Source organism: Phyllobacterium sp. P30BS-XVII, from assembly GCF_014138335.1.
In the GTDB taxonomy this organism is placed as follows: domain Bacteria; phylum Pseudomonadota; class Alphaproteobacteria; order Rhizobiales; family Rhizobiaceae; genus Phyllobacterium; species Phyllobacterium meliloti.
This window is the reverse complement of sequence record NZ_JACGXO010000004.1, coordinates 302,625-328,431: the sequence shown is the minus strand read 5'-3', so window position 1 is coordinate 328,431 and position 25,807 is coordinate 302,625. Positions and strand designations below refer to the sequence as shown.

Genomic DNA, 25,807 nt, shown 5'->3' with positions numbered 1-25,807 from the left:
AATCTGGCGTTCGGTTGCCAAAAAACCATAATTGTTCCAACAACATTAAATAACGAAACCTGAACGTTCAAAATCGGATCGAAGCTTTAATGCGTATGAAATATGGTTTGCTCTGTGTGTTCCTGGCAATTGCGCCTTCTGCCTATGCGCTGGAAGCCGGTACACCCCCGACCCTGACGCCGCTGCAACAACAGGCGCAGGCCGCTCGTTTGAGCGCCCAGTTTCTGACGCGTTATCATTACAAGCCTGTTCCGTTGGATGATGCGCTCTCCGCCAAGATCATGGACCGGTTCCTCAAAGCACTTGATCCGGACAGGTTCCTCTTTGTGCAGGCCGACATCGACAAGTTCATGGCCGACAGCACGAAGATTGACGATGGCATTAATCAGGAAGATCTGCGGATTCCCTTTTCGATTTTCAATGTCTACGAGCAGCGTGTTGTTGAACGCCTGACCTATGCGCGTTCGCTGCTGAAGCAGGGTTTTGATTTCAGCGTCAAGGAAGATTATCCGTTCGTGCGTGACAAGGAGCCTTGGCCGCAGACAGAGGCGGATAGCAATGAACTCTGGCGCAAACGCGTCAAGAATGACTGGTTGCGCCTGAAGCTGGCCGGTAAAGCCGATGCTGGCATTCGCGACACGCTCGACAAGCGCTACGAAAACTCGCAGGAACGCGCTTACAAGTATAAGAGCGACGATGTGTTCCAGATTTTCATGGACGCCTACACCACGTCGGTCGAACCACATACGGACTATTTCGGTGCAACGGCTTCGGCCGAGTTTGATATTTCGATGAAGCTGTCGCTGGTTGGTATCGGTGCCGTCTTGCAGGAGCGGGACGATTACACGACGATCCGTGAACTGATGGCCGGTGGTCCCGCGCAATTGTCAGGCAAGCTCACCGTTGGCGACCGTATCATTGGTGTTGGTCAGGGTGAGCGCGGTGCTATCAAGGAAGTTGTCGGCACGCGTCTTGATGAAGTTGTCAAGATGATCCGCGGCGCCAAGGATTCGGTTGTACGGCTGGATATATTGCCTGCCGATGCCGGGCCGGATGGCAAGCATCGCACGATCAGCCTCGTGCGCGACAAGATTACATTGGACAAACAGGCAGCCAAGAAGACGATTCTATCGGTCAAGGATGGTGATGCCACCCGCAAGATCGGTGTGATCACGCTGCCTGCCTTCTATGAAGATTTCGAGGCGCGCCGCAAGGGCGACAAGAACTACAGAAGTGCCAGCCGTGATGTGGCCAATCTTCTGGCTGAACTGAAGCAGGACAAAATTGATAGCGTCCTGATTGACCTGCGCAACAATGGCGGTGGTTCTCTCGCTGAGGCGATTGATCTGACGGGCCTGTTTGTGGGCAAAGGCCCCGTCGTACAGGAACGCAACGCCGGTGGTGAGGTAAACGTCGAGAGCGATACTATCCCTACACCCGCATGGACCGGTTCCGTTGGTGTATTGATCAATCGCGGTTCAGCGTCCGCGTCGGAGATTTTTGCCGCTGCGATACAGGATTACGGGCGCGGCGTGATTGTTGGTGAACCCAGCTTCGGCAAGGGCACAGTGCAGACCGTGGTTAATCTCGATCAGCTGGCGCACAACACCAAGCCGAAATTTGGCGAGCTGAAAATGACCGTTGCGCAGTTCTTCCGCGTCAATGGGGGTACGACACAGTTGCGTGGTGTGACGCCTGACATCAGCCTGCCGGGATTCTCGGACACCAAGACTTTTGGCGAGTCGAGCTATGATAATGCTCTGCCTTGGACACAGGTTCCGCCAGCAAATTACACACCTTCGGCTGATCTGAAGGCATTGCTTCCTGAGCTGCAAACCCGCCACGACGCGCGGGTGCAGAAGGACCCGGATTTCCAGCGTTTCGTCGATGATATGGCCAATCTGAAAGCCCAGCGCGAAAAGCGGGTCATTTCGCTCAACGAAACCGACCGTCGCAATGAGATGAATGAACAGGCAAAGCGTCTCAAATCACGCGAGAAAGTTAGCGATGGTGCGGGAACGGGCGAGGATGATGATTCTGCTGATCTGACAACACAGGATGACGGCTTGCAGGCCAATGAACGTAGCCTCAGCGCTGACATCGCCATCGAAAAAGCCCGTAAGAGTGCAAAAGATGTGCTGTTGAATGAAGCTGCCAATATTGTCGCCGACGAAGCAACCCTGTTGACGGGTGTTCCGAAGGTGGCAGCACAGCAACCGGGAGCCACTCCGGCAAAATAGTCAGAGCAGCGTTCTGAACAAAACGCCTTCGGGCGGATGGTTCCAGTTGAGCATCCGTTGCTCTCGTTTCGGGCGGTTGGATTGTCATGTGGCAATTGCCGCCCGTTACCTTGGCATTCAATCGGTTTAGATTGATGGCTGCAAAACAGGCTATTTCACTTGGTTTTTTATGCGCACAAGTGTACATCAACTTAGGTTTCAATAGGTCAATATTATTGACCTACAGCAGGCTCCCGCGTTCCCCGATCCATGTAATATCCCGCCGACTTTAGAGTCGTATCGACGATTGTACCATGACATTGGCCAGGAGGAGGGACCGCTATGACTATGTCGAGCCAATCAGAAAATTTGCCTGAAGATGGCGAACTGGCGCGCAAACTCAAGAGCCGCCATATTCATATGATTGCTATTGGCGGCGCTATAGGCGTTGGCCTGTTCCTTGGATCGGGTAAAGCCATTTCAATGGCTGGACCGGGATTGTTGCTGAGCTACGCCGCCGGCGGCATTGCGGTTTTCTTTATCATGCGTGCGCTGGGTGAACTGCTTCTGCACAAGCCGGTGGCAGGTTCTTTTGCAACCTATGCGGAAGAGTATGTTGGACCCTTTGCTGGTTTTGCCACGGGCTGGTCGTACTGGTTCATGTGGGTCGTGATCGGCATGGCTGAAATCACAGCCGTTGGCGTCTATATCCACTACTGGCTGCCGGATGTGCCGCAATGGGTGCCGGCTTTGGTGACTTTGGCGGTGCTATATATCGTCAATGTCGTTGCTGTCAGGCTGTTCGGTGAACTGGAATTCTGGTTCGCGCTGATTAAGGTCATCACAATTGTAGCACTGATCCTCGGCGGCCTTGCCGTGATTATTTTCCGTATCGGCGCCCTCGGGCAGCAGGCGAGTTTCTCCAATCTTTGGACGCATGGCGGCTTTCTGCCTTTCGGCGCTCTTGGCGCTGTTCTAGCCCTTCAAATGGTGATGTTTGCCTATCAGGGTGTGGAACTGATTGGTGTCACGGCCGGTGAGGCGGAAAATCCGGAAGAAGTCCTGCCCCGCGCCACGAATGGCATTATCTGGCGTATTCTGATTTTCTATCTGGGTGCTCTGGCCGTTATCATGGCACTTTTGCCATGGAACCAGCTTGACCCAAATACCAGTCCGTTTGTTTTCGTCTTCGACAAGCTTGGGCTCAGCATCGCGGCTGATGTGATCAATTTTGTTGTTATCACGGCTGCCGCATCCTCCTGCAATAGTGGCATTTTCAGCAATGGCCGCATGTTGTTTACTTTGGCGCGTGCCGGGCAGGCACCACGCATATTTGGCCGCGTCAACCGTAACCACATACCATTCGCTGGTATCACAGCGTCAACGGCGGTCATGTCGATCGGCGTGGTGTTGAACTATGTGGTGCCGGAGCAGGCCTTTATCTGGATTACCAGTATTTCGCTGGTTGGCAGCTTGTGGACCTGGTCGATTATCATGATTGCGCATCTTGGCTATCGCCGGGCAGTCGCGAGGGGCGAGGCCAAGGCCGTGCATTTCCGTATGCCTGGCGCTCCGGTTGCCAATTGGCTGATTGTCGCTTTCCTGTTGATGGTCGCCGTATTTCTCAGTCTTGATCCGTCTACGCGGGTCGCGCTGTATGTTGCCCCCATCTGGTTTGCTCTGTTGGCCATTGCCTATCAGTTCATAAAGCGTCAGCGGGTTGCCGCTTTCAATCCATCCTGATGGGTCTTGATACCGCTATAAAATAAAAAACGGCGAGCTTTGCGGCTCGCCGTTTCTGCAAAGGATTTGACTGGAGATCGTATCAACTTTGCTATCTGGCGATGTCGCTTCAATCGCGGCATCGCCAAATTTTTGTCGGGTATTAGAAGTTGCGCTGGAAACGAATGGCTCCGCCAAATGCGTCATCATTGCCGCCGTGAGCAATTGAGTAGTCCTTACGGGCGCCATCGAACTTCGTGTAGTTGACTTCAGGCATGATCATGAAACCGGGGACGATTTCGTAGCCCACGTTCAAAGCAGCAGCAACAGTGCCTTCGGATTCGTATGCAACCTGTGCATTGACAGTTGCCTTGTCTGAAACCTTGGCAGCAATACCACCCCAAACGGCATAGTCGCCTTCCCAGGTACCAAACCAGTTGCGTTGACCGAGAGCTGCATCGTCATAGTTTGACTGATAGCCACCCATGACCCATGCAGAAACAGTGTCCGTGAACTTCACGTCCAGGCGCAGCTTGCCGGCCCATTCCTCGATCTTGGAGTCATAACCGACGATACCGGAAATCTTACCCCAGGACTGTTCGTACTTTGCACCGGCGAGCACATGCGGCATGTAATCGTCGATACGATAGTCGTAGTTGAAATAGCTGGCCGTCTGTGTCTGACCTTGTTCAGCACCAATGATGGCGGAGAAGCCATTGCCAGCATTGAACGTATAGCTGACCTGGTTGCTGTAACCGGACTGGTAGTTGATGACATCATCGTTGATGACGTTGCCGGCATCACCTGTCCATGTACCGAAAATTTCGTCAACTTCACCGATGCGGAAACCGCCGAGTTCAATGAAAGCCTGCGGGATCGTGCCGCCGCTGTTGGAACCGTTCGTGTAATCGAAACGTGTTTCGATGAAGGAACGCAGTGTACCAAGCTCGGTTTCTGTACGAGCATCGAAGCGGAGCGTGGCGCGCGTCTTCTTCTGCCATGTTCCGAATTCGCCGCCCTTGTAGACATCATCGCCGCCCTTGGCATCGTAACGCAGATATCCACCGATTTTCAGACATGTTTCCGTGCCTGGGATATAGAAAAAGCCTTTGCCGTACGTGTCGCAAACGCGAACATATTCAACGGCTTCTGGTTCAGCTACAACAACTGCATCAGCAGCGCGAGCGCCAGTTACTGCAACCAGAGCTGCAGCAGAGCCGAGAAGTAAGCTCTTGATGGTCATGGGTGATCTCCACACAATCTATTGGAAAGTTGCTTGGCCGAATTGCTTCACAACGGACAGTAGGAATCGCTGTCTGCCTCGTCGGTAATAGAGTTATGTAACGGTTTTATCACGCAACTGATCATGCTCGCGGAAAGCGTGTGTTTTCGTTTAAACCCGAGCGATTGGTTGTGTCGCTGTGGCATTTCGGCAATAGTTTAGGCCTGCAAATTCTGTGGGGAGGCACAAAGATCATGAAAGTATATCTGGCTGGCCCTGAGGTCTTTTTGAGCAATGCAAGAGAAGTTTTGGCACATAAAGCTGAATTGGCACGCGTGGCCGGATTTACGCCGCTTGCGCCCGATGATCTGGAAATTCCGCCCACTAACAGCAAGTATGAGCGTGGACTTGCGATCAGTGCCATAGATGAAAGGCTCATGCAGGCTTCCGACTTGATCATAGCGAATCTGACGCCATTTCGCGGTATCAGCGCCGATGTTGGAACAGCTTTCGAGCTTGGCTTTATGTGTGCCTTGGGCCGGCATGTTTATGGCTACACGAACGTCGCTGAAAGCTATCTCGAGCGCACCAGCAGGAATTACTACAAGGGAAAAGTCATCTCCGACGCGGAAGGCAGGCTGACCGGCGCCGACGGTTTGAGTGTCGAGGACTTTGACATGGCTGACAACCTCATGCTGGATGGTGGCATCGTTTCGCGTGGTGGCGTATTCATTAGAAACACTGTCTCGGATGCCGACATTCTCACAGACCTTACGGCTTTTAAAAAGTGCCTCGCGCTGGCTGCGGAAAAATATCTGCGATGATCAATCTCGAATAGACACCTTCTTTCAAACTGTAATTGGATGATCTCGCGGCACCATTATCCGGATCTCCATGATGATGATGCGGAAATGATCCGGCCAAGTGATTCTTGGCAGGCTATCGATCATCGGTTGGTCACTTTCCGCCATTTTCCCCGAAATCCGGCGTTGGATTGTGTGGCAAAATTGTGGCTGTTGACAAGCGCATATCTCCATGCCTAGCATTAAATCAAATTGATTGACCTAAAGGGAACAAAACGACGCCAATCATTTGAAAATGGGGATGAGACATGACCTTGAACAGGAATGCCGTAACACGCCGACTCTCGATTACTTCCCGACTAACGCACTTTCTTCCCGCAGCGGGCATTATTGGCCTCGCGCTTCTTGCCGCCAGCCCTTTGACAGGCACAACGCGTGCCTCCGCTGAAGCGCTCCTCACCATGCACATTGAAGAGCAGACAAGCTGGGTGCGCAACTTCAACCCGTTTGATGTGGGCGGCCGCCGCCAGAGTACTCTTGATTTCGTTTATGAACCGCTTGTCGTGTTCAACGAACTTGACAATGGCAAGCCCTCCTATCGTTTGGCGACGGGCTTTAAATTTGCCGACGATCTGAAATCGATCACCTATACCATTCGCGAAGGGGTGAAGTGGTCAGATGGAAAACCCCTTACCGCTGCCGATGTAAAGTTCACGATTGAGCTTATGCGTAAAAACCCGGTGCTTGATTTTGTAGGGGTAGCCGACAGCATTGCTTCCGTGGAAGCGCCATCGCCAACTGAGGTCAAGATCACTCTCAAGGATGTCGATACGCATTTCCCGGAATCGCTATCTGATCTGCCTGTCGTTCCAGAGCACATCTGGAAAGACATTGCCGACCCGCTTGCCTTCAAGAATGAGAATCCCGTCGGCTCCGGACCAATGACCGAGATTCGCCGCTTCACACCGCAAGTCTATGAACAGTGCCGCAATCCCAACTATTGGGATGCCGCATCGTTGAAAATCGATTGCCTGAAACTACCGCAAATCTCAGGCAATGATCAGGTTCTGGCTACCCTGCCTGATGGGCAGATGGATTGGTTCGGATCATTCATCCCGGAAATTGAAAAGACCTACGTTTCGCTCGACCCGAAGCACAATCACTACTGGCAGCCATCGGCTGAAACCGTTGCCTTCCAGATGAATCTCAAGACGACCAAGCCCGGCAATGCCGCTGCGTTCAATGATATCGCATTTCGTCATGCGATCAGTTTGGTGATGGACAGGACAGCAATGGTCGACATTGCAGGTTTCGGTTATCCCGTGGTCAATCTGCATGCCAGTGGCCTTCCGCCGCGCTTCGACAGCTGGCGCAATCCTGATGCTGAAAAAGCTCAGGATGAATGGATGGCCTATGATATCGACAAGGCCAGCAAGGCGCTTGATGATGCCGGATATGCCAAAGGCGCAGATGGTTTCCGCGCGACACCAAAAGGCGAGCCGATTGCGTTTTCAATCATGGTCCCCAATGGCTGGACCGACTGGATCGATGCCGTGCAGATCGCTGCCGAAGGCCTGCGCAAGGTCGGGATCAATGTTTCCGTCACCACGCCGGAATATGAGCAATGGGGCAAACAGATCGTCGAGGGTAATTTCGATACTCTGATCAATTCACGCGCCGATGGACCAACGCCTTTTCGCGGTTACTATCAATCGCTGGCAACAGCGTTTGGTGGCCGTATCACCGGCGCACCATCCCGCTATTCCAATCCTGACCTCGATAAGCTTTTCAGCGATTACAAGCGAGCAACGACGATCGAAGAACGCAAGGCGATCTTTAACCAGATCCAACTGGTCGTTGCTGATAACTTCCCGGTTGTGCCCCTCTTCAATGGTCCGACCTGGTATCAATTTTCCACAAAACGCTTCACCGGTTGGGTTTCAAAAGATGATCCAGCATTGAACCCGGAAAACCACGAGAACAACAGGATGCGGCTCATCCATCTTTTGCGCCTGCATCCGGTAGATGAGAAGGCTGGCGGGAGCAACGGCTGATGCGGCTCCCTCTGCACCGGCTTGCTATCTATGGCGTAGCGTTTCTATTTGCCATTGTTGTCAATTTTCTCGTTCCCCGGCTGATGCCGGGGAGCCCTGTTGATGGAATGATTGCGCAGCTTGGCCCGCGTGCGACACCGGCTGCAATCGAAGCGATCAAGGCCCGGTTTGGTGCGGTACAGCAGCCCCTGTGGGAGCAATTCCTCGACTATCTGAAAGGACTGGCCACGCTCGATCTTGGGGTGTCGGTAAAATACTATCCACAGACCGTGGTGGAAGTTCTTGGCCGTTCTGCCGGATGGACAGCCTTTTTCGTTATTACAGCCATAATCTTTTCCCTTTGCATCGGGACAACATTGGGAGCGCTGGCCGCATGGCGGCGAGGGGGACGGTTTGATTCCATCGTCTCACCGCTTTCCATCATGATGATTGCCGTGCCGCCCGTCGTCATCGCCCTGGCCACACTTTTCACTTTCGGTGTTGCTCTTCGCGGGCTTCCGGTCGGCTATGCCTACAATCCCAATCTCGACCCCGATTTAAATTTTACGTTCTTCGGCAGCGTCTTTCTTCATGCAATCATGCCGGTTCTGACACTCTCGCCTTATCTCATCGGTGAATTCCAGACGACCATGCGAACCAGCATGATTTCAGTGCTGGGCGAGGATTATGTCACCATGGGCCGCGCCAAAGGCCTGAGCGAAACCGCTGTTATGTTTGGTTATGCCGCTCGCAACGCCATGCTGCCCGTGCTGACCAATCTTGCCCTCATGCTTGGCGCGGTATTCGGTGGCTCCATCGTTACCGAAATTGTCTTCAACTATCCCGGTCTTGGCCTCACGCTTTATACGGCAAGTGTGGCCCGTGATTATCCGGTTATTCAAGGGCAACTTCTGCTGATGACTCTGGCTACTCTGGGAGCAAATCTGCTGGTTGATCTCATCTACGGCGTCGTTGATCCGCGCATCAGGGAGGCACGCACATGAATGCCGGACTGAAACTCCTGTTACGCCAGAAGAAGGCCGTCGTTGGTCTGGCTATCGTCATCGCATTGTGCCTGATGGCTCTGTTCGCGCCGATCCTTGCCCCGAACGATCCAGCTGCGCGTGTCGGTCGCTCGCATCAGCCACCCAGCATTGAACATGTCATGGGCACCACAAAAATGGGCCGTGATGTTTTCAGTCAATTTGTCTGGGGTGCCCGGTCATCCCTGACGATAGGCTTTGCAACCGGAATATTCATCACCGTACTCGGTACATTGATCGGCCTTGCCGGTGGTTATTTTGGCGGACGCACCGACAATATTCTCGACCTCCTGACCAATGCGGTGCTTGTCATTCCCAATATTCCGCTGTTGATCTTGCTGGCATCGTTTGCTGGTACAGTAGGACCTGTTGCCATCATGGCGATCATCGCTCTGACATCTTGGCCGTGGGGGGCACGCATGACGCGTTCTCAGACATTGGCTTTGCGCAACCGCGAATTTGTTGTCGCTGCGCGTATGGTGGGTGAGCCGAACTGGCGGATCGTATTTGTCGAGATCGTGCCTAATCTCCTGCCACTCATCGCGCTCAATCTTGTCGGCAGTATTATCTATGCCATCGTTGCCCAGACGACATTGGAATATCTTGGCTTTGGCGATCCATTGAATGTGACGTGGGGCACCATGCTTTACAACGCACAGAACTCGTCGGCGATTATCGTTGGTGCATGGTGGGATATCGCAGTGCCCTGTGCTGGCATCGTTCTGGTCGGGCTTGGGCTTTCACTGCTCAACTTCACCTTTGACGAAATCGCCAATCCGCAACTGCGTTCTGGTCCGGCACTTCGCCGCTGGTTGCGGCTCAATCGTCTGCGCACACGCGAATTGGAGGCTGCACGATGAGCAATGCGCTTCTGCAAATTCGCAATCTCAGTGTTGATTATCTGCTCGACAAGGGCGTTTTCAATGCTGTGAAAAATGTGTCTTTCGACATTGGCCGCGGCGAACTTTTCGGTCTTGCCGGGGAATCGGGCTGCGGCAAGAGCACAATAGCCTATGCGATCACGCGACTTGCCAAACCACCGGCATGGGTGGCGGGTGGAGAGATACTGCTTGATGGACAGGATCTGCTCGGTATGACCGAGCGGGCACTGCAAGCGGTGCGATGGAAACGCATTGGCATGGTGTTTCAGAGCGCCATGAACTCGCTCAATCCCTTGATGCGGGTCGAGGCACAATTTCATGATGTGTTATCTCGCCATACCGGTTGCAACCGCGAGAAGTCGCGGGCGCGGGCGGAAGAAATGTTTCGGCTTGTCGGTATTCCTGTTGACCGGCTTTCCAACTATCCGCACCAGTTCAGCGGCGGCATGCGCCAGCGCATTGTGATAGCCATCTGCCTGGCTCTCAGCCCGGAGCTGATCATCATGGACGAACCGACAACGGCGCTTGACGTGGTGGTGCAGCGGGAAATCCTTGAACAGGTCGTGGACCTGCAGAAGAGCCATGGTTTCTCGGTATTGTTCATAACGCATGATCTGCATTTGATGGCCCAGATATGTCATCGGATCGGCGTGATGCTGAAGGGGAAACTGGTTGAGGTTGGCGATGTCAAGCAGGTCAGCCGTGCGCCTGTGCATGACTATACCAAACGATTATGGGGCGCGATTCCCAGCCTGCCCAGCATGAATGCCATGGAAAGGAGGCCCGCATGAACGCCATTCCTGACATTAAGGGCGCTAAAGCAACCGAGACATCATCGGTGATTGCGCTTGAAGATATCACGCGATCCTTTGGTCTTGTTCATGCTTTGCGCGGTATATCCTTTTCATTGGTGCCGGGCAGGGCGCTGGCGCTTGTGGGTGAGTCCGGCTGCGGAAAGACAACCTGCGCGCGCATTATCGCACGGATGGATCGGCCCACATCGGGCACGATGCTTTTCCGCGGCAATGATGTCACTACTGTTGGCTCAGGAACTGAGGAAAAGTCTTATCGCCGTGCCGTGCAGATGATTTTTCAGGACCCATTTGCCTCACTCAATCCTGTGTTTTCAGTGGGACATCATCTGGTTCGACCGCTGAAACTGCATGGTCATGTCAAGGGTAGAAAGGGCGCAGCGGATGGTGTCGACGCCTTGCTTGAGAGCGTGGGGCTTGATCCGATTTTGACTGCACATAAGTTTCCGCACGAACTCTCCGGCGGGCAGCGTCAGCGGGTGAACATTGCACGCGCTCTGGCCGTGCAGCCGGAAGTTCTTGTGGCTGACGAGCCAACGTCGATGCTCGATGTCTCGATCCGTCTCGGTATTATTGAACTGCTTTCAGGCATAAAGCGTGAGCGCAACCTGGCCCTGCTTTACATCACCCATGACATAGCAACGGCGGCGCATGTAGCCGAAGAAATCGCTGTGATGTTTGCCGGACAGATGGTCGAGTGGGGAGATACAATGTCTGTTATTACTGATCCTTGTCATCCCTATACCAAGCTGCTGCTTTCGGCCGTGCCCGATCCGTATCAGCCGTTCGTGCCGGGCGACAGCGTGCGGTTTCTCCAGCATGCGGAAAAAATCCGTCAGATATCCCGGCCATCATCCGATGGGGTGGATAAGGTTGGTCCCAACCATTTTGTCCGCACACTTGGCGAAGCAGGCTGATCAAAGGGGTATCAGATGGACCTTCTTGTCAGACTATATGCGCTTGAACCAAAGCCGGAACTTGATCAGCGTCTGGCTGATGCAGGCATTGCGGTTCGCCGGGTGCTCGCTCCTGAACTCGGTCTTGTTTCAGACTGGATCAAAGAGGAATTTGGACCCGGCTGGGCAAGCGAAGCCACCATTGCCTGCACCCGGCAACCATCGGCCTGTTTCATTGCGACCAAGAATGGCAAGCTCGTCGGCTTTGCCTGTTACGATGCCATTGCGCGCGGTTTTTTCGGACCAACAGGTGTCAGTGAGGAGGCACGGGGCGCAGGCATTGGCCACAGCCTTCTGCTTGCCTGCCTGCTCGATATGCGCGTGCAGGGCTATGGCTACGCGGCGATCGGTGATGTCGGTCCCGTCGATTTCTACGTCCGTGCAGTCGGAGCAACGCCGATTGCCGATTCCGAACCCGGCGTTTTTGCCGGACTGCTCAGATATCCAGATTAAATCCTGAAAGCTTACCCATGACATCACGATATGCATTCCGACTGGCAACCGCATGGCATCCTGCCAAGGACGATGAACCTCTTGCCTATGTGCTGACCCTTACCAATCTCTCGGATGAGCCAATCCGGGACTTCCGCCTTTGTGTGAGTGGACCGGGCCGTATTGATCCGGCTGCTTCTGTGGAAGGTGCAACACTGACAGCCCGGCTTTCCAATCATTCGGAATTCGCACCGCCGGTTGATTTTGTGCTTCAGCCCAAAACATCATGGACAATCACAGCGCGAGGATTGAGCTATCCTCTGCGCCACTGGACCGATGGGGGCACCACCGCTTATCTCGTTCTTGCCGACGGAACGACCGCGCCCGTTGCAATCACACCCACCCGGGCCATCGGTGATAATGCACCATTGAAGCGTGGCGCCGAAATCTATCCTGTTCCTGTGAGTGTCGACGTTCCGCTTTCCATTGTGCCATGGCCGCAAGCGGTCTCGATTTCCGGCCGCCGTTGCGTGCCTTTGGGACTTGCTTTGCTGCCGCGAGATGATGAAGCCGAGCGCGCCGCTGACACTTTTGAGACCTTGGTGCAGTCACTCTTTCCTGTTGAGGGTATTGTTCGTTCGCAGGCCGAGGGCGGTCTGCCCGTGACGCTTCGGGTTGCAGAAGGGTTCAAAGCGGAAGCCTATGCGATCCGTTTTGGCGATCAGACAGAAGTGACAGCCGGAAGCCGTTCGGGTCTGCTCTATGGCCTGATCACTCTTGGTCAGATTTTGCGGGGAGCACGGCTCCATCCGGAAACCTTTGTGTTTCCACTCGAAGGTGAAATCCGCGACGAACCAACCATGCGCTGGCGCGGCACACATCTGGATGTGGCGCGGCAATTCTATGGATCAGCGGAGATCAGCCAGTTCCTCAACATCCTCGCATGGAACAAGCTCAATCGCTTTCACTGGCATCTTTCGGATGATGAAGCGTGGCGTGTGGAGATTGATGCCTATCCGGAACTCGTTTCCATTGGTGCGTGGCGTGGCCATGGTCTGCCGATCCCGCCATTGCTGGGCTCTGGCCCGGAAGCAATGGGTGGCTATTACACCAAGGTTGCTATTCGCGAGATCATCCGTTTGGCCGATGATCTCGGTATTGATGTCGTACCTGAAATCGACATGCCGGGGCATTGCTATTCCGTCCTGCAATCGCTGCCATGGCTGTGCGATCCGCAGGAGACAGGCGAGTATTTTTCCATTCAGGGCTTTCCGGACAATTGCCTCAACCCCGCGCGCGAGGAAACCTATCAGTTTGTCGAGACCATTCTGGATGAGTTGCTCGAACTTTTCCCCTCGAAGACAATTCATGTCGGAGCGGATGAAGTACCCGCCGACGCATGGACTGGTTCACCGCAAGCAAAGGCACGGCTTGCCCAATTGGGCAGCGACAATGCGGCAGTGCTTCAGGCGGATTTTCTGAAGCGGGTGCAGGCATCGCTCACCAAACGGGGACGTATCACCGGCGCATGGGAAGAGGCGGCCCATGGCGGCGGCATCGATAAAAACCACTGTTATCTTAATGGCTGGCACACGGTCGAAATCAGCGCAAAGCTTGCGACGGAAGGCTATGACATCGTGGTCTGTCCCGGCCCGGTCTACTATCTCGATATGGCCAATAGTCCTGACTGGTCGGAGCCCGGTGCCGGTTGGGCGGGTTGGTCAGAACCGGAAAAGCTTTATAATTTTGATCCCGTCGAAGGTTGGAGCACATCGCAAAAGGAACGTTTCCTTGGTGTCCAGACCTGCATCTGGTCTGAACCGATGACGGATCGTGCGGTTTTTGACCGGCTGGTCTTCCCGCGTATTTCGGCGCTGGCAGAGACCGGGTGGACAAGGCCAGAGGCCAAATCCTGGAGCCGCTTCAAGGCTTTGGCCGGATTGATGCCCATTCTTTATGGCTTTCGATCGGAGGCGTGATCTACGCAAGCACGCTGGTATCAATGGCAAAAAACTCTAGTTGCGGACGTTGCGCATGATCATTTCGTAATGGGCATTCACATAGTCGCCAAGCTCGGGAAGGTCGGTCTGACAGTCCAACAGCTTGTCGATTGTCAATGTCAGCGCCGGGCTGAGAAGAATATAGCTCATTTGGCTGGCGGCCGCTTCCGGCCGGAAAATACCTTCCCGAACGCCTTTCTCAAGGATGTGTTGAAGCATTGTCAAAATTGGCCGGACAAATTCCTCGTAATGCGATGCGGTCAAATCCGGAAAGCTCCGGCCATCGGAAATCAGGAACCGGAGGATTTCACGGGAGTAGGGGTTCACGGTCATATGTTCATAGACCGTATCCAGATACAGCCGCACGAGTTCATCGCTCGGGCGGTTCTGATGCTCTTGCCAGAACTGTTCCTCGTTGAAAATTGGCTGTGACAGCTTGCGCACGACGTCCTGAAACAGCTCTTCCTTGTTCTGGAAATAGAGATAAATCGTGCCCTTGGTAACACCAGCCCGGTTGGCGACATCTTCGATGCGGGTTGCCGTATAACCGCGCTCCACAAACTCATCGAAAGCAGCATGCAGAATTTCCTGCGGACGCTGGGCCTTGCGGCGCGCCCTCACTCCCGGTGCAGTCGCACCTACCTCGGCGCTTGACGCCTCTTTTATTTCAGCCATGATTTCTTCCAATGGAGCATTGAAGCCGTTTGAATGAGATTATACATTGACTGAACAATCAGTCAATAATATACCCGTCACACCTTTGCATGGATTGGTAGAACGATGCGGCCTGACTTTTACTCCCCGAAATTGACGGTTGAGCGCCAATCATGGCGGCGCGATAACCCTTTCATGCGCAAAGCGATTATCATGGTTTTTGGGCTTGCCCTGTTGGCGGGTTGTCAGCCTGAAAAAGCTGCAGATCAAAAACCACCAGCACAGGTCAATGCGGTCAAGGTAGAGTTCACGGACTATTCGCAAAGTGTTTCGGTGACAGGCGAAATACGCGCCAAGATCGACAGTAATCTATCGTTCCGGGTAAGTGGCAAGGTAACAGAGCGGCTCGTTGATGTGGGTGATCATGTGGCGGCGGGCGACGTGCTTGCACGTATCGATCCGACGCAGCAAAAGGCTGATCTTGACGCTTCGGAAGCTGCTGTGCGTTCCGCAGAGGCGCAGGTCAGGCAGACCACATCCGCTTTTGACCGGCAGAAGGCGCTTCTTGCACAAGGGTTCACCACAAGGAGCGCCTATGACAGCGCCGAAGAAGCCCAGCGCACGGCGCAAGGATCACTCGATGCAGCCAAGGCTCAACTCGATACATCGCGCGAAACCCTTTCCTATACGGAGTTGAAAACGGATGCCTCGGGTGTCGTGACCGCCCGCAATATTGAGGTGGGGCAGGTGACCCAGATCGCGTCAACTGCATTCACAGTGGCGGTCGATGGGCCGCGCGACGCGATCTTCAATGTGTATGAAGGGCTGGTAACGCGAAACATCGGCAACCATCAGATTCAGATTACTCTGCTCGATGATCCCACTATCACAGCCACGGGCACGATCCGCGAGGTTTCGCCAACCGTTGATGATGCTTCTGGCACGGTGCGTGTAAAAGTGGCCGTGCAAAACCCGCGGCCTGAAATGGCGCTCGGCTCTGTGGTGATCGGAACGGTGAAACTGGCTGCCGTCAAAGCGGCTGTTTTACCATCATCGGTGATGACATCGGATAATGGCAAGCCGGCCGTATGGGTGATTGATCCGCAGACAAAAGCGGTCAGCCTGCGCAGCGTGACGGTGACGGCCTATGAGTCCTTGAACGTCGCAATTGGTGGCGGCCTACAGGCGGGTGATCAGGTCGTAACTTCAGGTGGAACCCGGTTGCGTCCGACCGAAATTGTAGCAGTCAAGAATGGTGATCCATCATGAGGCGTGTTCTTGTTGCAGGTACAGGTCTTGTCTGTCTGACCCTTGGTCTTGCTGCTTGCCAAAAAGAAGATGAGGCTGGAAAGCCCGAGGTTATCAGGCCAGTCCTTTCCACCATCCTTAAATCGCAGTCCGTGCAGGTGCGTGGCTTTGCTGGGAAGGTCGAGCCGCGTTTTGAAACCAAGCTTGGGTTCCGCACGCTTGGGCGCATTGTTCGCCGAGACGTTTCGGTGGGTGATCAGGTCTCGAACGGGCAGGAGATAGCGGCAATCGATCCACTGGCGCTCGAGCTGGCGGTGCAGGCGGCGGAAGCGAGTCTGTCGTCAGCCAAAGCCCAGCTTGCCAATGCGGCGTCGACGGAAGATCGACAGAAAGCACTGCTTAGCCAGAGTTCGGCGACGGAAGCGACTTTCGATCAGGCACAGCAGGCACATGAAGCGGCACGGGCATCGGTCGTGCGCGCCGAGGCTGACCTGACCAAAGCACGGGAAGAGCTTGGTTATGCGGTGCTGCGCTCCGATTTTGATGGCGTGGTTACGTCGCTGCAAGCGGATGTGGGGCAGACAGTGACAGCAGGTCAACAGATTGCCGTGGTTGCGCGCCCTGATGTGCGGGAAGCCGTTGTTGATATACCGGAAGCCGTCGCCAACCCCATTAAAATCGGTAGCAAGTTCGGCGTTTCGCTCCAAACCGATCCGACAATCCAGACGTCAGGTGTTGTCCGGGAAATAGCCCCGCAGGCCGATGAAGCCACACGCACGCGCCGTACACGCATTACCCTGGAACAGCCACCGGAAGGGTTTCGTCTGGGGACAACCGTGACCGCCTATCTGACGACAGCGGCTGACCCGAGAATACGCATTCCAGCGACCGCCATTTTCGACAAGGACGGCAAGACGTTTGTCTGGCTCATTGACAGCAAGCAGGCAACAGTTTCCGCCAAAGAGGTTAAACTGGAAAACCGCACCAGCTTCGAGGCAATTGTCGTGGATGGTCTGACGGACGGGGACCGGATAGCAACGGCGGGCGCACACAGTCTTACCGATGGCCGAAAGATCAAGCTGACTGACGGGAACCCACTATGAAAAAGTTCAATCTTTCAGAATGGGCGCTCGATCACCGGTCTCTCGTCTGGTATTTCATGATCGTTTTTACGATTGCGGGGATTTTCTCCTACCTCAATCTTGGCCGCGAGGAAGATCCGAACTTCACCATCAAGACCATGGTGATCTCGGCGCAATGGCCGGGAGCCTCCGTTGAGGACACGACAACGCAGGTCACCGAGCGGATTGAAAAGAAGCTCGAGGAACTGGACACGCTGGATTATACCCGCAGTGTCAGTTCGCCGGGCTCGACAACGATTTTCCTTAATCTCAAGGACACGGTACGTGGCGATGCGGTCACGCAAACTTGGATTCGCGTCCGCAATATGATCCGCGATATTTCACCGCAATTTCCGCAAGGTGTGGTCGGACCGTTCTTCAATGATCAGTTTGGCGATGTCTATGGCAATGTTTACGGCTTCACCTCAGATGGACTAAGCCAGCGGCAATTGCGTGATTACGTTGAAGACGTCAGGCGGAAAATCCTGACTGTCCCCGATGTTGGCAAGGTCGAACTTGTCGGGGCACAGGACGAAGCCATCTATCTGGAGTTTTCCCCCAAACAGGTGGCCGCTCTCGGGCTGGATCAACAGGCCATTATCAGCACCTTGCAAGCCCAGAACGCGATTACCCCATCGGGCGTTATCGAGACTGGACCCGAACGGGTAATGATCCGGGTGAACGGCCAGTTCGTATCGGAAAAAAGCCTTCAGGCCATCAATCTGCGCGTCAATGACCGGTTTTTCCGTTTGAGCGATGTGGCGCGGGTTACCCGCGGCTATGCGGACCCGCCGACCAGTCTGTTCCGTGTGAATGGCAAGGAAGCGATCGGGCTTGCCATCGGTATGAAGCCGAACGGCAATCTGCTTAAATTTGGCGAACATCTTAAAGCGCAGATGCAGCAGATCACAGCGGATTTGCCCGTTGGCGTCGGTGTTAATCTGGTTTCAGATCAGCCGCAGATCGTCGAAGAAGCGGTTTCCGGTTTCACTCGCGCATTGTTCGAGGCCGTTGCCATCGTGTTGGCGGTCAGCTTTGTCAGTCTGGGAATGCGCGCCGGCTTTGTCGTTGCGCTGGCCATACCGCTTGTTCTGGCGATCACCTTCATGGTGATGGAGTATATGGGCATTTCGCTGCAGCGTATCTCGCTTGGTGCTTTGATTATCGCGCTTGGGCTGCTTGTGGATGACGCCATGATCGCGGTCGAGATGATGGTGGCACGGCTAGAGTCGGGAGATGATTTACGAAAAGCCGCGACCTATGTTTATACCCACACGGCTTTTCCGATGCTGACAGGCACGTTGGTGACAGTATCGGGCTTCATTCCCGTTGGTCTGAATAGCAGTGCGGCGGGCGAATTCACCTATACGCTGTTCGTGGTGATTGCCGTATCTCTGGTTGTCTCGTGGATCGTGGCCGTGGTTTTCACGCCGCTGCTTGGCGTGACTTTGCTGCCAAAGACAATGAAGAACAAGCACGAGAATCCCAGCCGGTTTGCCACGCTGTTTCAACGCATCCTTTTGACTTGCATGCGGTTTCGCTGGGTGACAATCGCCGTTACGGTGGGCATTTTTGCCCTGTCGGTCTACGGTATGGGCCATGTGCAACAACAGTTCTTCCCCAATTCCGACCGTCACGAGCTGATTGTCGACTGGAACTTGCCGCAGAACGCCTCGATTCTTGAAACCAAGGCACAGATGGACAAGTTTGAGGCAGAGCAACTCGCTGGGAACGCCGATATCGATCATTGGAGTTCCTATGTCGGGCAGGGCGCAATCCGTTTCCTTCTGTCGTTCGACGTGCAGCCATCAAATCCCTTCTTCGGGCAGACCGTTATTGTAACAAAGAGTCTCGAAGCGCGTGACCGGCTGCGAACGAAACTACAAGCGTGGCTGAAAAACGAGTTTCCAAGCACCGATGCCTTTGTGCATCTGCTTGATATCGGACCGCCGGTCGGACGTCCGGTTCAGTATCGTGTCAGTGGGCCCGATGTTCAGAAGGTCCGCGATTATTCCCATGAGATGGCCAATCTGATTGCAGGCAATCCATCCATCGGCGACATTACATTTGACTGGAACGAACCATCACGCGTCATCAAGGTGGACGTGCTGCAGGATAAGGCACGGCAACTGGGGATCACCTCGGAATCGATCGCCTCGTCGCTCAATGCGGTCGTCGGTGGCTCCACAATCACGCAGGTCAGGGATTCCATCTATCTTATCGATGTGATCGTGCGTGCCCGTGCTGATGAGCGTGGATCAATCGATCAGCTGCGCAATATCCAGCTGACAACCGCCAATGGTCAGTCCGTGCCGGCAGCCGCTGTGGCAAATTTCCGCTATGAACTTGAGCAGTCCGTTGTCTGGCGCCGTGCGCGCCAACCCACCATCACACTCAAAGCCGGTGTTTTGGGTGATCTGCAGCCAGCGACGGTTGTCTCACAGCTTGCCCCGAAAGTAGTGGAGTTCACGGAAAAACTGCCACCCGGTTATGGGATTGTCGTGGGCGGTGCCGTTGAAGAAAGCGGCAAGGCCCAGGCTCCAATCGCTGCCGTCGCACCTTTGATGCTGTTCGCCATGGTGACGCTGCTGATGATCCAGTTGCAAAGCTTCCAGCGGCTGTTCCTGGTGTTTGCGGTTGCGCCTCTGGCAATCATCGGTGTTGTTGCCGCTCTGCTCTCCAGCAATTCACCGCTTGGCTTTGTCGCATTGCTCGGCGTGCTGGCTTTGATTGGTATTCTGATCCGAAACTCGGTCATCCTCGTCGTCCAGATCGAGGACCTGCGAAGTGAGGGCAAAGACCCATGGAGTGCTGTTGTCGAAGCGACGGAGCATCGAATGCGTCCCATCATGCTAACGGCTGCGGCTGCAAGTCTTGCGCTGATCCCGATTGCCCGCGAGATTTTCTGGGGACCGATGGCCTATGCCATGATGGGGGGAATTATTGTTGGAACTGTGCTGACGCTGCTCTTTTTGCCAGCGCTCTATATTGCCTGGTTCCGTATCAAGGCTCCCGATCATAATGCGCCGCCCGAGGAGCATCAGGAACCCGCGGGTGTTAACGCGTGATGGATGATAAGGTGGGAGCCGGGTGCTCCCATCAGACAACAGGAATGTCATGAGCGAACAGGCACCGGGAAATCCCCTTCACACACTTCGGGTTGTCGAGTTTGAGGGAATTGGCCCCGGGCCGCTTGCCGGGCTCATGCTTGCCAATCTTGGGGCGCAGGTGACAGTGATTACGCGTCCGACACCACTAAAAATCATGCAGGAATTCGGAGGTGATGCGGGGAACAATCCCCTTCGCCAAAACAAACGGATTGTTGCTCTCGACCTCAAAACAGCTGCCGGTGTCGAGCAGGCGCTTGAGCTGGTCGCCGTTGCCGATGCATTGATCGAAGCCAACAGGCCCGGCGTCATGGAACGCCTTGGCATTGGACCGGACGAATGCGCTGCCCGCAATCCGCGGCTGGTTTACGGCCGGATGACCGGTTGGGGCCAGACAGGTCCTCTGGCGCAAAGTGCCGGTCATGATCTGAACTATCTCGCTTTGACGGGGCTACTTTCTCTCTCTGCGCGTTCGGGAGAAGCGCCCATAGCGGCGCCAACCGTGATGGGTGATGCCGCTGGTTCTCTTGGTCTGTGTTTCGGTATCGTCAGCGCTGTGCTGGATGCCAGAATATCAGGTCAGGGAAGAGTGGTGGATGCGGCAATTGTCGATGTGGTGGCGATGCTTGGAACAATCGTGCAACTCGCGCGTGCAAGCGGGCAGATTGACGGGGCTGAGCCAAGCCCGTTTCATGACTCGCCATTTTACGACAGCTATATCTGTGCTGATGGGCACTTCATTACTGTCGGGGCACTTGAAACGCAGTTTTATGCGATATTGCTTGCCAAACTCGGACTTACAGATGTCGATCCAGCTTCGCAATATGACCGCAAACAATGGCCTGCTCTGAAGGCGCGTTTCGCTGAACTATTTGCCAGTCGTCCACGTGATCACTGGTGTGAAATTCTGGAAGGAAGCGATGCCTGCTTTGCACCGGTTCTGAACATTGCTGAAGCGGTAAACCATGCACATAACAGGGCGCGGGGCATCTATAGGGAGACGTCCTCGGGACTGATCGAGACGGCACCTGCGCCGCGGTTCTCGGTTCTCAATCCTGCCAGATAATAAAAATCCGGGATCTTTCGACCCCGGATTTCTTGTTAGCGATACTTAGAAGTTGCGCTGGAAGCGGATAATGCCACCAAAGGCATCGTCGCTGCCGCCATGGGCTTCTGAGTAGTCCTTACGCGCACCGTCAAACTTGGTGTAGTTGATTTCCGGTGTAATCGTGAAGCCGGGAACCAGTTCGTAAGCCACGTTCAAAGCAGCAGCAATCGTGCCCTGTTCTTCGTAGGCAACCTGAGCGTTGACAGTTGCCTTGTCGGATACCTTGGCAGCCAAACCACCCCAGATAGCATAATCACCTTCCCACGTACCGAACCAATTGCGATTCAGATTGGTGTTGAATGATTTGTCGTCATAGTTGGTCTGATAGGCACCCATGACCCAGGCGGACACTGTGTCAGTAAACTTGACGTCCAAACGAGCTTTGAAGCCCCATTCTTCGACAGCTGAGTCATAACCAGCGATACCGGAGATTGATCCCCAACCCTGTTCAAACTTGGCACCGATAAGGGCATGAGGCATGTAGTCATCAATACGATAGTCGTAACTCTGACCATTCAAATTCTCAGCTTCACCCTGTTCAGCGGCGATAATAGCAGAGAAGCCGTTTCCAGCGGTATACGTATAGCTCACCTGGTTGCTGGCAAAGCTGTTGTACTGGATCACGTCGTCGTTGATGATGTTACCTGCATAACCAACCCATGAACCGAAGATTTCATCGGCAACACCGATGCGGAAGCCGCCCAGTTCGATGAAAGCCTGTGGGATGGACGCGCCGTCCTGATTGCCGTCAGTGTATTGGAAACGTGTCTGGATATAGGAGCGGAGTGTGCCGAGTTCGGTTTCCGTACGTGCATCAAAACGGACTTCAGCGCGGGCACGCTTGTACCACGTATCATTTTTGCCGCCCATATGACCACCCAAATAGGGGTCGTCACCACCGCCGGCATCATAACGCATATAGCCGCCGATTTTCAGGCATGTTTCTGTGCCGGGAATATAGAAGAAGCCAGCGCCATACGCGTCGCAGACGCGCACATATTCCACGGCTTCCGGTTCGGCCACGACGACTGCATCTGCAGCGCGCGCGCCCGACACCACAACAAGCGCAGCGGCGGTGCCGAGAAGAAGACTTTTGATATTCATGTCGATCTCCAGTTAAGGATAAATTGTTAGAGGCAAGCCAAAGACGCAGTGCCGCACTTATGTCTTACTTTGGCACCCTTTTCGTCAAAGGACATAACTGGTGGTATCATGCTACCAATGCTAATGTTGCCTTTTTGCTACAATCTATCGGGTTTAAAACGCCAAGACTGACGGCCCGGGATGACGTCATTAGCCCAACAAAGTGGCCAGCCGACTTACTGTTTTCGTGCGAAAATCAATGTTTCTGAGGACATAAACCCCATGAGGGCTCACCGGCGAGGATTTGTCGGCTGGATCAGTTTTTCGCGTAAACATCTTTGTGAAATGGCTTGCCAGCAGAAAAACGGATCTTAAAATGGTAGCAAAATGCGACCAGTTATGTCCTTTGACTGCCTTGAAAATCGGATGCAACGTAACGATGCATATTCTCGTTGACGTAGAAGGACTGCGCTTCAACAAGAAGGCAATTGAGTTCAGTTGATCTCCAGTCAATGCTCAAAAGGCCCTGCTTTTAAAGGCAGGGCCATTTTATTTGGGCCTGTTAACGCGGAATTCTTGCTTTTCAGACGGCGTAATAGTCAGGCGTTCGATCTATGGGCAACAGATCGTAATCTTTGTTGGCAAGGTGAATATCGAACTGGGCGCGAGCGATATGCGCGGCAACCATATTCTCAAAAACATCATTGAGTGGAGGCAAGATATCTATCCGTCGGCCTCCATCTTCCAGCAGGCGCACAAGGCCTTCTGCCTCCGCTCGCTTCATTAAACGGCGAATGTGTGTGCGGGAAACACCGTAGAGATGACCGATATCATCATAGGGAAAGCAGACAGTATTTTCAGTAACTGTTGATGGCTGTCCCTTCATTGACATAAGTTTGCAAAGCAGGATGCCGCCCCCGTCGCTGATCGCGAACAATTTCGAACTGTGCAGTTTGGAGATCATTGTGCTGATGTTCAGCAGCGAGTGCAGGCTGGACGCGAAATAGCGTTCCACAAAATCATCCGACCCTTCAATCAGCTGTTTGTAATGCCGTGAAGGGAACAGTTTGTCCGCTGCGCTGAGGGCTATGCCGGTAATTCTTCTGATGCCGAATATCATCTTGTTGGTTGGTTGGATCAGGTGATTCCTGTGATCACTTTCGTCCAGCACACGGGTAACAAGTCCTATGTTTTCTAAAAGGTCGATCGTAGCAGCAGTGGTGTTTTTGCTGCATAGCTTTAAACCCGACGTTATGTTCTGAATGCTGGATATTGTTGCGCCGTGATTTCCATTGCTGCGTGTAAAATGCAACGCCAGAATGGACATACAGATCACCTGACGAGCAACATTGGCCATGACTTTGTTGGCCATATATCGACCTTCGAAAATCCTGACGGCACCGTTTGCGTAGTCAGTGGCAGCGGTCCCGAAATTGGGATTTCGTCTCAGGATAGCCACTCTTTGCAGTAGCCACTTTGAACGCGTTTCATGACTGATGCAGGGAAGAGTTTCCGGCACGCCGTCGTTCATAAATGCGATTCCCATGCGATTGACTCTCCGTCTGGGTTTTACCAGGACAAATACACCCTTTACGGGCAGCTCTTTTGGCGGGGTGTCGGGGAGCCCTCTCCTGATTACGCAATCTACATGCTTTGGCTGAAGACACCGATAACAAGTGCGTGAATCCGGGAAGGGCTTTTCGTGATAGTAAGTAGGGTATCCGTTGATTGTTGATCACCACGATGAATGTCGTGCTGCTGGTCGTTGGGCTTAATCCAGTAGGTTGTATTCTCTTTCAACATAAACAATTGGATCGGGCACCAATGATATGGGCGTAAGCTAATCCGAGGAGTAGGCGGCAATCATTGCGTCGCAGGCACGTTTCAATTGTTGTTGAGGGCCTTCTGCGCCAGCGCTTTGGCTGCATACCCGCGCCCCCTCGACGAGTAGCATCAGTGCATCGGCCAATTGCTCCGCCTGTTTCACTCCAGCCTGCCGGCAAAGATCGGTCAGGCGGTCCATATGCGCTTTTTTGGCATCCACGATCACCTTGAAAGCCGGGTGATTGGCTTCTTTCAATTCGACAGCGGCATTTGCGAGATCGCAACCGCGCCGGTCATTGAATATGCATTCCGCAGCTTCTTCAATCCAGCCGCGTATCTGGGCAAGTGGATTGTCAGGGAAGGTTGCTTCCAGATCACGCCAAATTTGTTCCCGGCGCTCGGACACCTGTTTGAGGCATTCGCAGATCAGATCATCCTTTGATCCGAAATGGCGATAAAGCGTCATCTTGTTGGAATCAGCGGCCTCTGCAATCGCGTCAACACCAACACCCTTGATGCCTTGCTGGCGAAACAAATCAATGGCGCTGGCCATGATACGCGCGCGCGGCGGCATGCGGTTGCCTTCGGATTCCACCGATATAACAGTCTCGTGAGGCTTTGATATTTCTTGCGTTGGTGCGCTTGACATGGATGTTACCGTCCAGTAACTATTGGCTTGTTACTTACCGGTAACACGCATTTGGTTCGTGTGTCAATTTTATTTGAAATTGGTTCCGGGCTGCCGCCACAGAAAAGTACGGATTGAAGTTTCTATTTGAAAACGCGGCAACGACGCCGCTGAGAAGGAGTGCATCATGCCACAGACATATGCCGATCTTACCCTTGCTGAAGCCCTGTCAGATCCCCTGATCAACGCTGTCATGAGCGCTGATCATGTGACCCGCAGCGAGCTCGAACTCCTTATGAAGTCTGTGGCACGCAAAAATTTTGAAGCCACCGCTTCCACCAATTGGCAACGACCCTTTACAGTCGATGGGCCCGCAGTGACCAAAAGTCTGGCTGCCATAGGCAACCGCATGGCATCGGCTTGTTGCGGAAGTGCAGTCTAGGGTTCGTCAACTGTTCGATTGCTGTTTTGAAAAACCGGCGGCCTCCATGAGGGCTGCCGGTTTTCTTTTAGCCAGCGCCGTCAGACAATTTTCATATAATCTTTCCAACGGGGATCACGCATATAGCTGCGGGCACGCATGTGTTTCCACGCGCCATATTTATGGAAATCAAAGTCAAGCGCGGACACTTCCCTTTGGACCATGGCCCATGTGGACCATTTAATATCGGCGAGCGCTTTGTGGACATAGAGCCGGGCATACATTTGCGGATCGAAATGGCCGAAATACTCCTCGATCACCTCGTTCTCTATGGTGTTGGAGAAAAACATCTCGCCGCACCAGATACCTAGATCGTAGCATCGGTCGTTGTTCGACGCGTATTCGTAATCAATGAGCATGATCGTCTTGGCGTTATCGACCATAAAATTGCCCGGCATGGGATCATTGAAGCAGGCGACAAGATAAAGCG

At 53.9% G+C, this 25,807-nt stretch carries 20 protein-coding genes and 1 pseudogene; 15 read left to right on the top strand and 6 right to left on the bottom strand.

The annotated features are described in order from the left end of the window. The first annotated feature begins 89 nt into the window (after window positions 1-89). Together FHW17_RS13760 and FHW17_RS13755 are read left to right on the top strand one after the other, a co-directional pair. Window positions 90-2,240: a carboxy terminal-processing peptidase gene (locus FHW17_RS13760; protein WP_182510113.1), complete on the top strand. Its 2,151-nt coding sequence runs from the start codon at window positions 90-92 to the stop codon at window positions 2,238-2,240. Between the two features lie 321 nt (window positions 2,241-2,561). Further along, entirely contained in the window at window positions 2,562-3,962 is a 1,401-nt protein-coding gene (locus tag FHW17_RS13755; protein WP_113094903.1) for an amino acid permease, read from the top strand. A gap of 142 nt (window positions 3,963-4,104) precedes the next feature. Here the strand turns inward: FHW17_RS13755 and FHW17_RS13750 are convergent, their stop codons facing one another. Beyond that, a complete protein-coding gene (locus FHW17_RS13750; RefSeq protein WP_112522484.1) occupies window positions 4,105-5,184 on the bottom strand; it encodes a porin in 1,080 nt (359 codons plus the stop codon). A gap of 233 nt (window positions 5,185-5,417) precedes the next feature. Here FHW17_RS13750 and FHW17_RS13745 point away from each other — a divergent pair, with 233 nt between their 5' ends. From FHW17_RS13745 to FHW17_RS13710, 8 genes are all read left to right on the top strand, one after another. Beyond that, a complete protein-coding gene (locus tag FHW17_RS13745; protein WP_112522541.1) occupies window positions 5,418-5,987 on the top strand; it encodes a nucleoside 2-deoxyribosyltransferase in 570 nt (189 codons plus the stop codon). A 440-nt stretch (window positions 5,988-6,427) separates the two neighbouring features. Continuing rightward, a complete protein-coding gene (locus tag FHW17_RS13740) occupies window positions 6,428-8,020 on the top strand; it encodes an ABC transporter substrate-binding protein (protein ID WP_246706843.1) in 1,593 nt (530 codons plus the stop codon). Beyond that, on the top strand, window positions 8,020-9,003 hold the full coding sequence (locus FHW17_RS13735) for an ABC transporter permease (protein WP_182510112.1): 984 nt from the start codon (window positions 8,020-8,022) through the stop codon (window positions 9,001-9,003). Before FHW17_RS13740 ends, FHW17_RS13735 begins: the two co-directional genes overlap by 1 nt. Continuing rightward, window positions 9,000-9,902 (top strand): ABC transporter permease, encoded by a 903-nt coding sequence (locus tag FHW17_RS13730; protein ID WP_113094899.1) that lies wholly within the window; start codon window positions 9,000-9,002, stop codon window positions 9,900-9,902. The genes FHW17_RS13735 and FHW17_RS13730 overlap by 4 nt, the downstream gene beginning before the upstream one ends. Further along, complete coding sequence (locus FHW17_RS13725; protein ID WP_182510111.1) at window positions 9,899-10,714, top strand: ABC transporter ATP-binding protein; 816 nt, start codon at window positions 9,899-9,901, stop codon at window positions 10,712-10,714. The genes FHW17_RS13730 and FHW17_RS13725 overlap by 4 nt, the downstream gene beginning before the upstream one ends. Continuing rightward, the gene (locus tag FHW17_RS13720; protein ID WP_182510110.1) at window positions 10,711-11,652 is read left to right on the top strand and encodes an ABC transporter ATP-binding protein; all 942 of its coding nucleotides are present in this window, start codon (window positions 10,711-10,713) and stop codon (window positions 11,650-11,652) included. Before FHW17_RS13725 ends, FHW17_RS13720 begins: the two co-directional genes overlap by 4 nt. Before the next feature lie 15 nt (window positions 11,653-11,667). Beyond that, complete coding sequence (locus FHW17_RS13715) at window positions 11,668-12,144, top strand: GNAT family N-acetyltransferase (RefSeq protein ID WP_182510109.1); 477 nt, start codon at window positions 11,668-11,670, stop codon at window positions 12,142-12,144. 17 nt (window positions 12,145-12,161) lie between these two features. Next, the gene (locus tag FHW17_RS13710) at window positions 12,162-14,102 is read left to right on the top strand and encodes a beta-N-acetylhexosaminidase (protein ID WP_182510108.1); all 1,941 of its coding nucleotides are present in this window, start codon (window positions 12,162-12,164) and stop codon (window positions 14,100-14,102) included. Window positions 14,103-14,138: 36 nt separating this feature from the next. Here the strand turns inward: FHW17_RS13710 and FHW17_RS13705 are convergent, their stop codons facing one another. Then, window positions 14,139-14,798 (bottom strand): TetR/AcrR family transcriptional regulator, encoded by a 660-nt coding sequence (locus tag FHW17_RS13705; protein ID WP_113094895.1) that lies wholly within the window; start codon window positions 14,796-14,798, stop codon window positions 14,139-14,141. 174 nt (window positions 14,799-14,972) lie between these two features. On the opposite strand from FHW17_RS13705, the gene FHW17_RS13700 reads away from it, so the two are divergent. The 4 genes from FHW17_RS13700 to FHW17_RS13685 are packed head-to-tail and all read left to right on the top strand — an operon-like array spanning window position 14,973 to window position 21,319. Further along, a complete protein-coding gene (locus tag FHW17_RS13700; protein WP_182510107.1) occupies window positions 14,973-16,046 on the top strand; it encodes an efflux RND transporter periplasmic adaptor subunit in 1,074 nt (357 codons plus the stop codon). Beyond that, window positions 16,043-17,128 carry an efflux RND transporter periplasmic adaptor subunit gene (locus FHW17_RS13695; protein WP_112522494.1) on the top strand — a complete coding sequence of 362 codons (1,086 nt, stop codon included), beginning with the start codon at window positions 16,043-16,045 and terminating at the stop codon, window positions 17,126-17,128. Before FHW17_RS13700 ends, FHW17_RS13695 begins: the two co-directional genes overlap by 4 nt. Beyond that, window positions 17,125-20,214, top strand: a complete 3,090-nt coding sequence (locus FHW17_RS13690; protein WP_182510106.1) for an efflux RND transporter permease subunit — start codon at window positions 17,125-17,127, stop codon at window positions 20,212-20,214. Before FHW17_RS13695 ends, FHW17_RS13690 begins: the two co-directional genes overlap by 4 nt. 49 nt (window positions 20,215-20,263) lie before the next feature. Then, entirely contained in the window at window positions 20,264-21,319 is a 1,056-nt protein-coding gene (locus FHW17_RS13685) for a CaiB/BaiF CoA-transferase family protein (RefSeq protein WP_182510105.1), read from the top strand. A 45-nt stretch (window positions 21,320-21,364) separates the two neighbouring features. Here the strand turns inward: FHW17_RS13685 and FHW17_RS13680 are convergent, their stop codons facing one another. The 3 genes from FHW17_RS13680 to FHW17_RS13670 form a co-directional block, all read right to left on the bottom strand. Beyond that, window positions 21,365-22,465: a porin gene (locus FHW17_RS13680; protein ID WP_112522497.1), complete on the bottom strand. Its 1,101-nt coding sequence runs from the start codon at window positions 22,463-22,465 to the stop codon at window positions 21,365-21,367. Window positions 22,466-23,027: 562 nt separating this feature from the next. After that, complete coding sequence (locus FHW17_RS13675; protein WP_113094892.1) at window positions 23,028-23,990, bottom strand: helix-turn-helix domain-containing protein; 963 nt, start codon at window positions 23,988-23,990, stop codon at window positions 23,028-23,030. 294 nt (window positions 23,991-24,284) lie between these two features. After that, on the bottom strand, window positions 24,285-24,917 hold the full coding sequence (locus FHW17_RS13670; protein WP_113094891.1) for a TetR/AcrR family transcriptional regulator: 633 nt from the start codon (window positions 24,915-24,917) through the stop codon (window positions 24,285-24,287). 166 nt (window positions 24,918-25,083) lie between these two features. On the opposite strand from FHW17_RS13670, the gene FHW17_RS13665 reads away from it, so the two are divergent. After that, window positions 25,084-25,338, top strand: a complete 255-nt coding sequence (locus FHW17_RS13665) for a hypothetical protein (RefSeq protein WP_091883043.1) — start codon at window positions 25,084-25,086, stop codon at window positions 25,336-25,338. 80 nt (window positions 25,339-25,418) lie between these two features. Here the strand turns inward: FHW17_RS13665 and FHW17_RS13660 are convergent. Continuing rightward, window positions 25,419-25,805: pseudogene (locus FHW17_RS13660) on the bottom strand (phosphotransferase); the annotation flags it as partial. Between the last annotated feature and the right edge of the window lie 2 nt (window positions 25,806-25,807).

Excerpts from the sequence above, each read along its gene's own strand:
- FHW17_RS13760 (WP_182510113.1), top strand. The coding sequence starts at position 90 with ATGCGTATGAAATATGGTTTGCTCTGTGTGTTCCTGGCAATTGCGCCT.
- FHW17_RS13755 (WP_113094903.1), top strand. The coding sequence starts at position 2,562 with ATGACTATGTCGAGCCAATCAGAAAATTTGCCTGAAGATGGCGAACTG.
- FHW17_RS13750 (WP_112522484.1), bottom strand. The coding sequence starts at position 5,184 with ATGACCATCAAGAGCTTACTTCTCGGCTCTGCTGCAGCTCTGGTTGCA.
- FHW17_RS13745 (WP_112522541.1), top strand. The coding sequence starts at position 5,418 with ATGAAAGTATATCTGGCTGGCCCTGAGGTCTTTTTGAGCAATGCAAGA.
- FHW17_RS13740 (WP_246706843.1), top strand. The coding sequence starts at position 6,428 with ATGCACATTGAAGAGCAGACAAGCTGGGTGCGCAACTTCAACCCGTTT.
- FHW17_RS13735 (WP_182510112.1), top strand. The coding sequence starts at position 8,020 with ATGCGGCTCCCTCTGCACCGGCTTGCTATCTATGGCGTAGCGTTTCTA.
- FHW17_RS13730 (WP_113094899.1), top strand. The coding sequence starts at position 9,000 with ATGAATGCCGGACTGAAACTCCTGTTACGCCAGAAGAAGGCCGTCGTT.
- FHW17_RS13725 (WP_182510111.1), top strand. The coding sequence starts at position 9,899 with ATGAGCAATGCGCTTCTGCAAATTCGCAATCTCAGTGTTGATTATCTG.
- FHW17_RS13720 (WP_182510110.1), top strand. The coding sequence starts at position 10,711 with ATGAACGCCATTCCTGACATTAAGGGCGCTAAAGCAACCGAGACATCA.
- FHW17_RS13715 (WP_182510109.1), top strand. The coding sequence starts at position 11,668 with ATGGACCTTCTTGTCAGACTATATGCGCTTGAACCAAAGCCGGAACTT.
- FHW17_RS13710 (WP_182510108.1), top strand. The coding sequence starts at position 12,162 with ATGACATCACGATATGCATTCCGACTGGCAACCGCATGGCATCCTGCC.
- FHW17_RS13705 (WP_113094895.1), bottom strand. The coding sequence starts at position 14,798 with ATGGCTGAAATAAAAGAGGCGTCAAGCGCCGAGGTAGGTGCGACTGCA.
- FHW17_RS13700 (WP_182510107.1), top strand. The coding sequence starts at position 14,973 with ATGCGCAAAGCGATTATCATGGTTTTTGGGCTTGCCCTGTTGGCGGGT.
- FHW17_RS13695 (WP_112522494.1), top strand. The coding sequence starts at position 16,043 with ATGAGGCGTGTTCTTGTTGCAGGTACAGGTCTTGTCTGTCTGACCCTT.
- FHW17_RS13690 (WP_182510106.1), top strand. The coding sequence starts at position 17,125 with ATGAAAAAGTTCAATCTTTCAGAATGGGCGCTCGATCACCGGTCTCTC.
- FHW17_RS13685 (WP_182510105.1), top strand. The coding sequence starts at position 20,264 with ATGAGCGAACAGGCACCGGGAAATCCCCTTCACACACTTCGGGTTGTC.
- FHW17_RS13680 (WP_112522497.1), bottom strand. The coding sequence starts at position 22,465 with ATGAATATCAAAAGTCTTCTTCTCGGCACCGCCGCTGCGCTTGTTGTG.
- FHW17_RS13675 (WP_113094892.1), bottom strand. The coding sequence starts at position 23,990 with ATGGGAATCGCATTTATGAACGACGGCGTGCCGGAAACTCTTCCCTGC.
- FHW17_RS13670 (WP_113094891.1), bottom strand. The coding sequence starts at position 24,917 with ATGTCAAGCGCACCAACGCAAGAAATATCAAAGCCTCACGAGACTGTT.
- FHW17_RS13665 (WP_091883043.1), top strand. The coding sequence starts at position 25,084 with ATGCCACAGACATATGCCGATCTTACCCTTGCTGAAGCCCTGTCAGAT.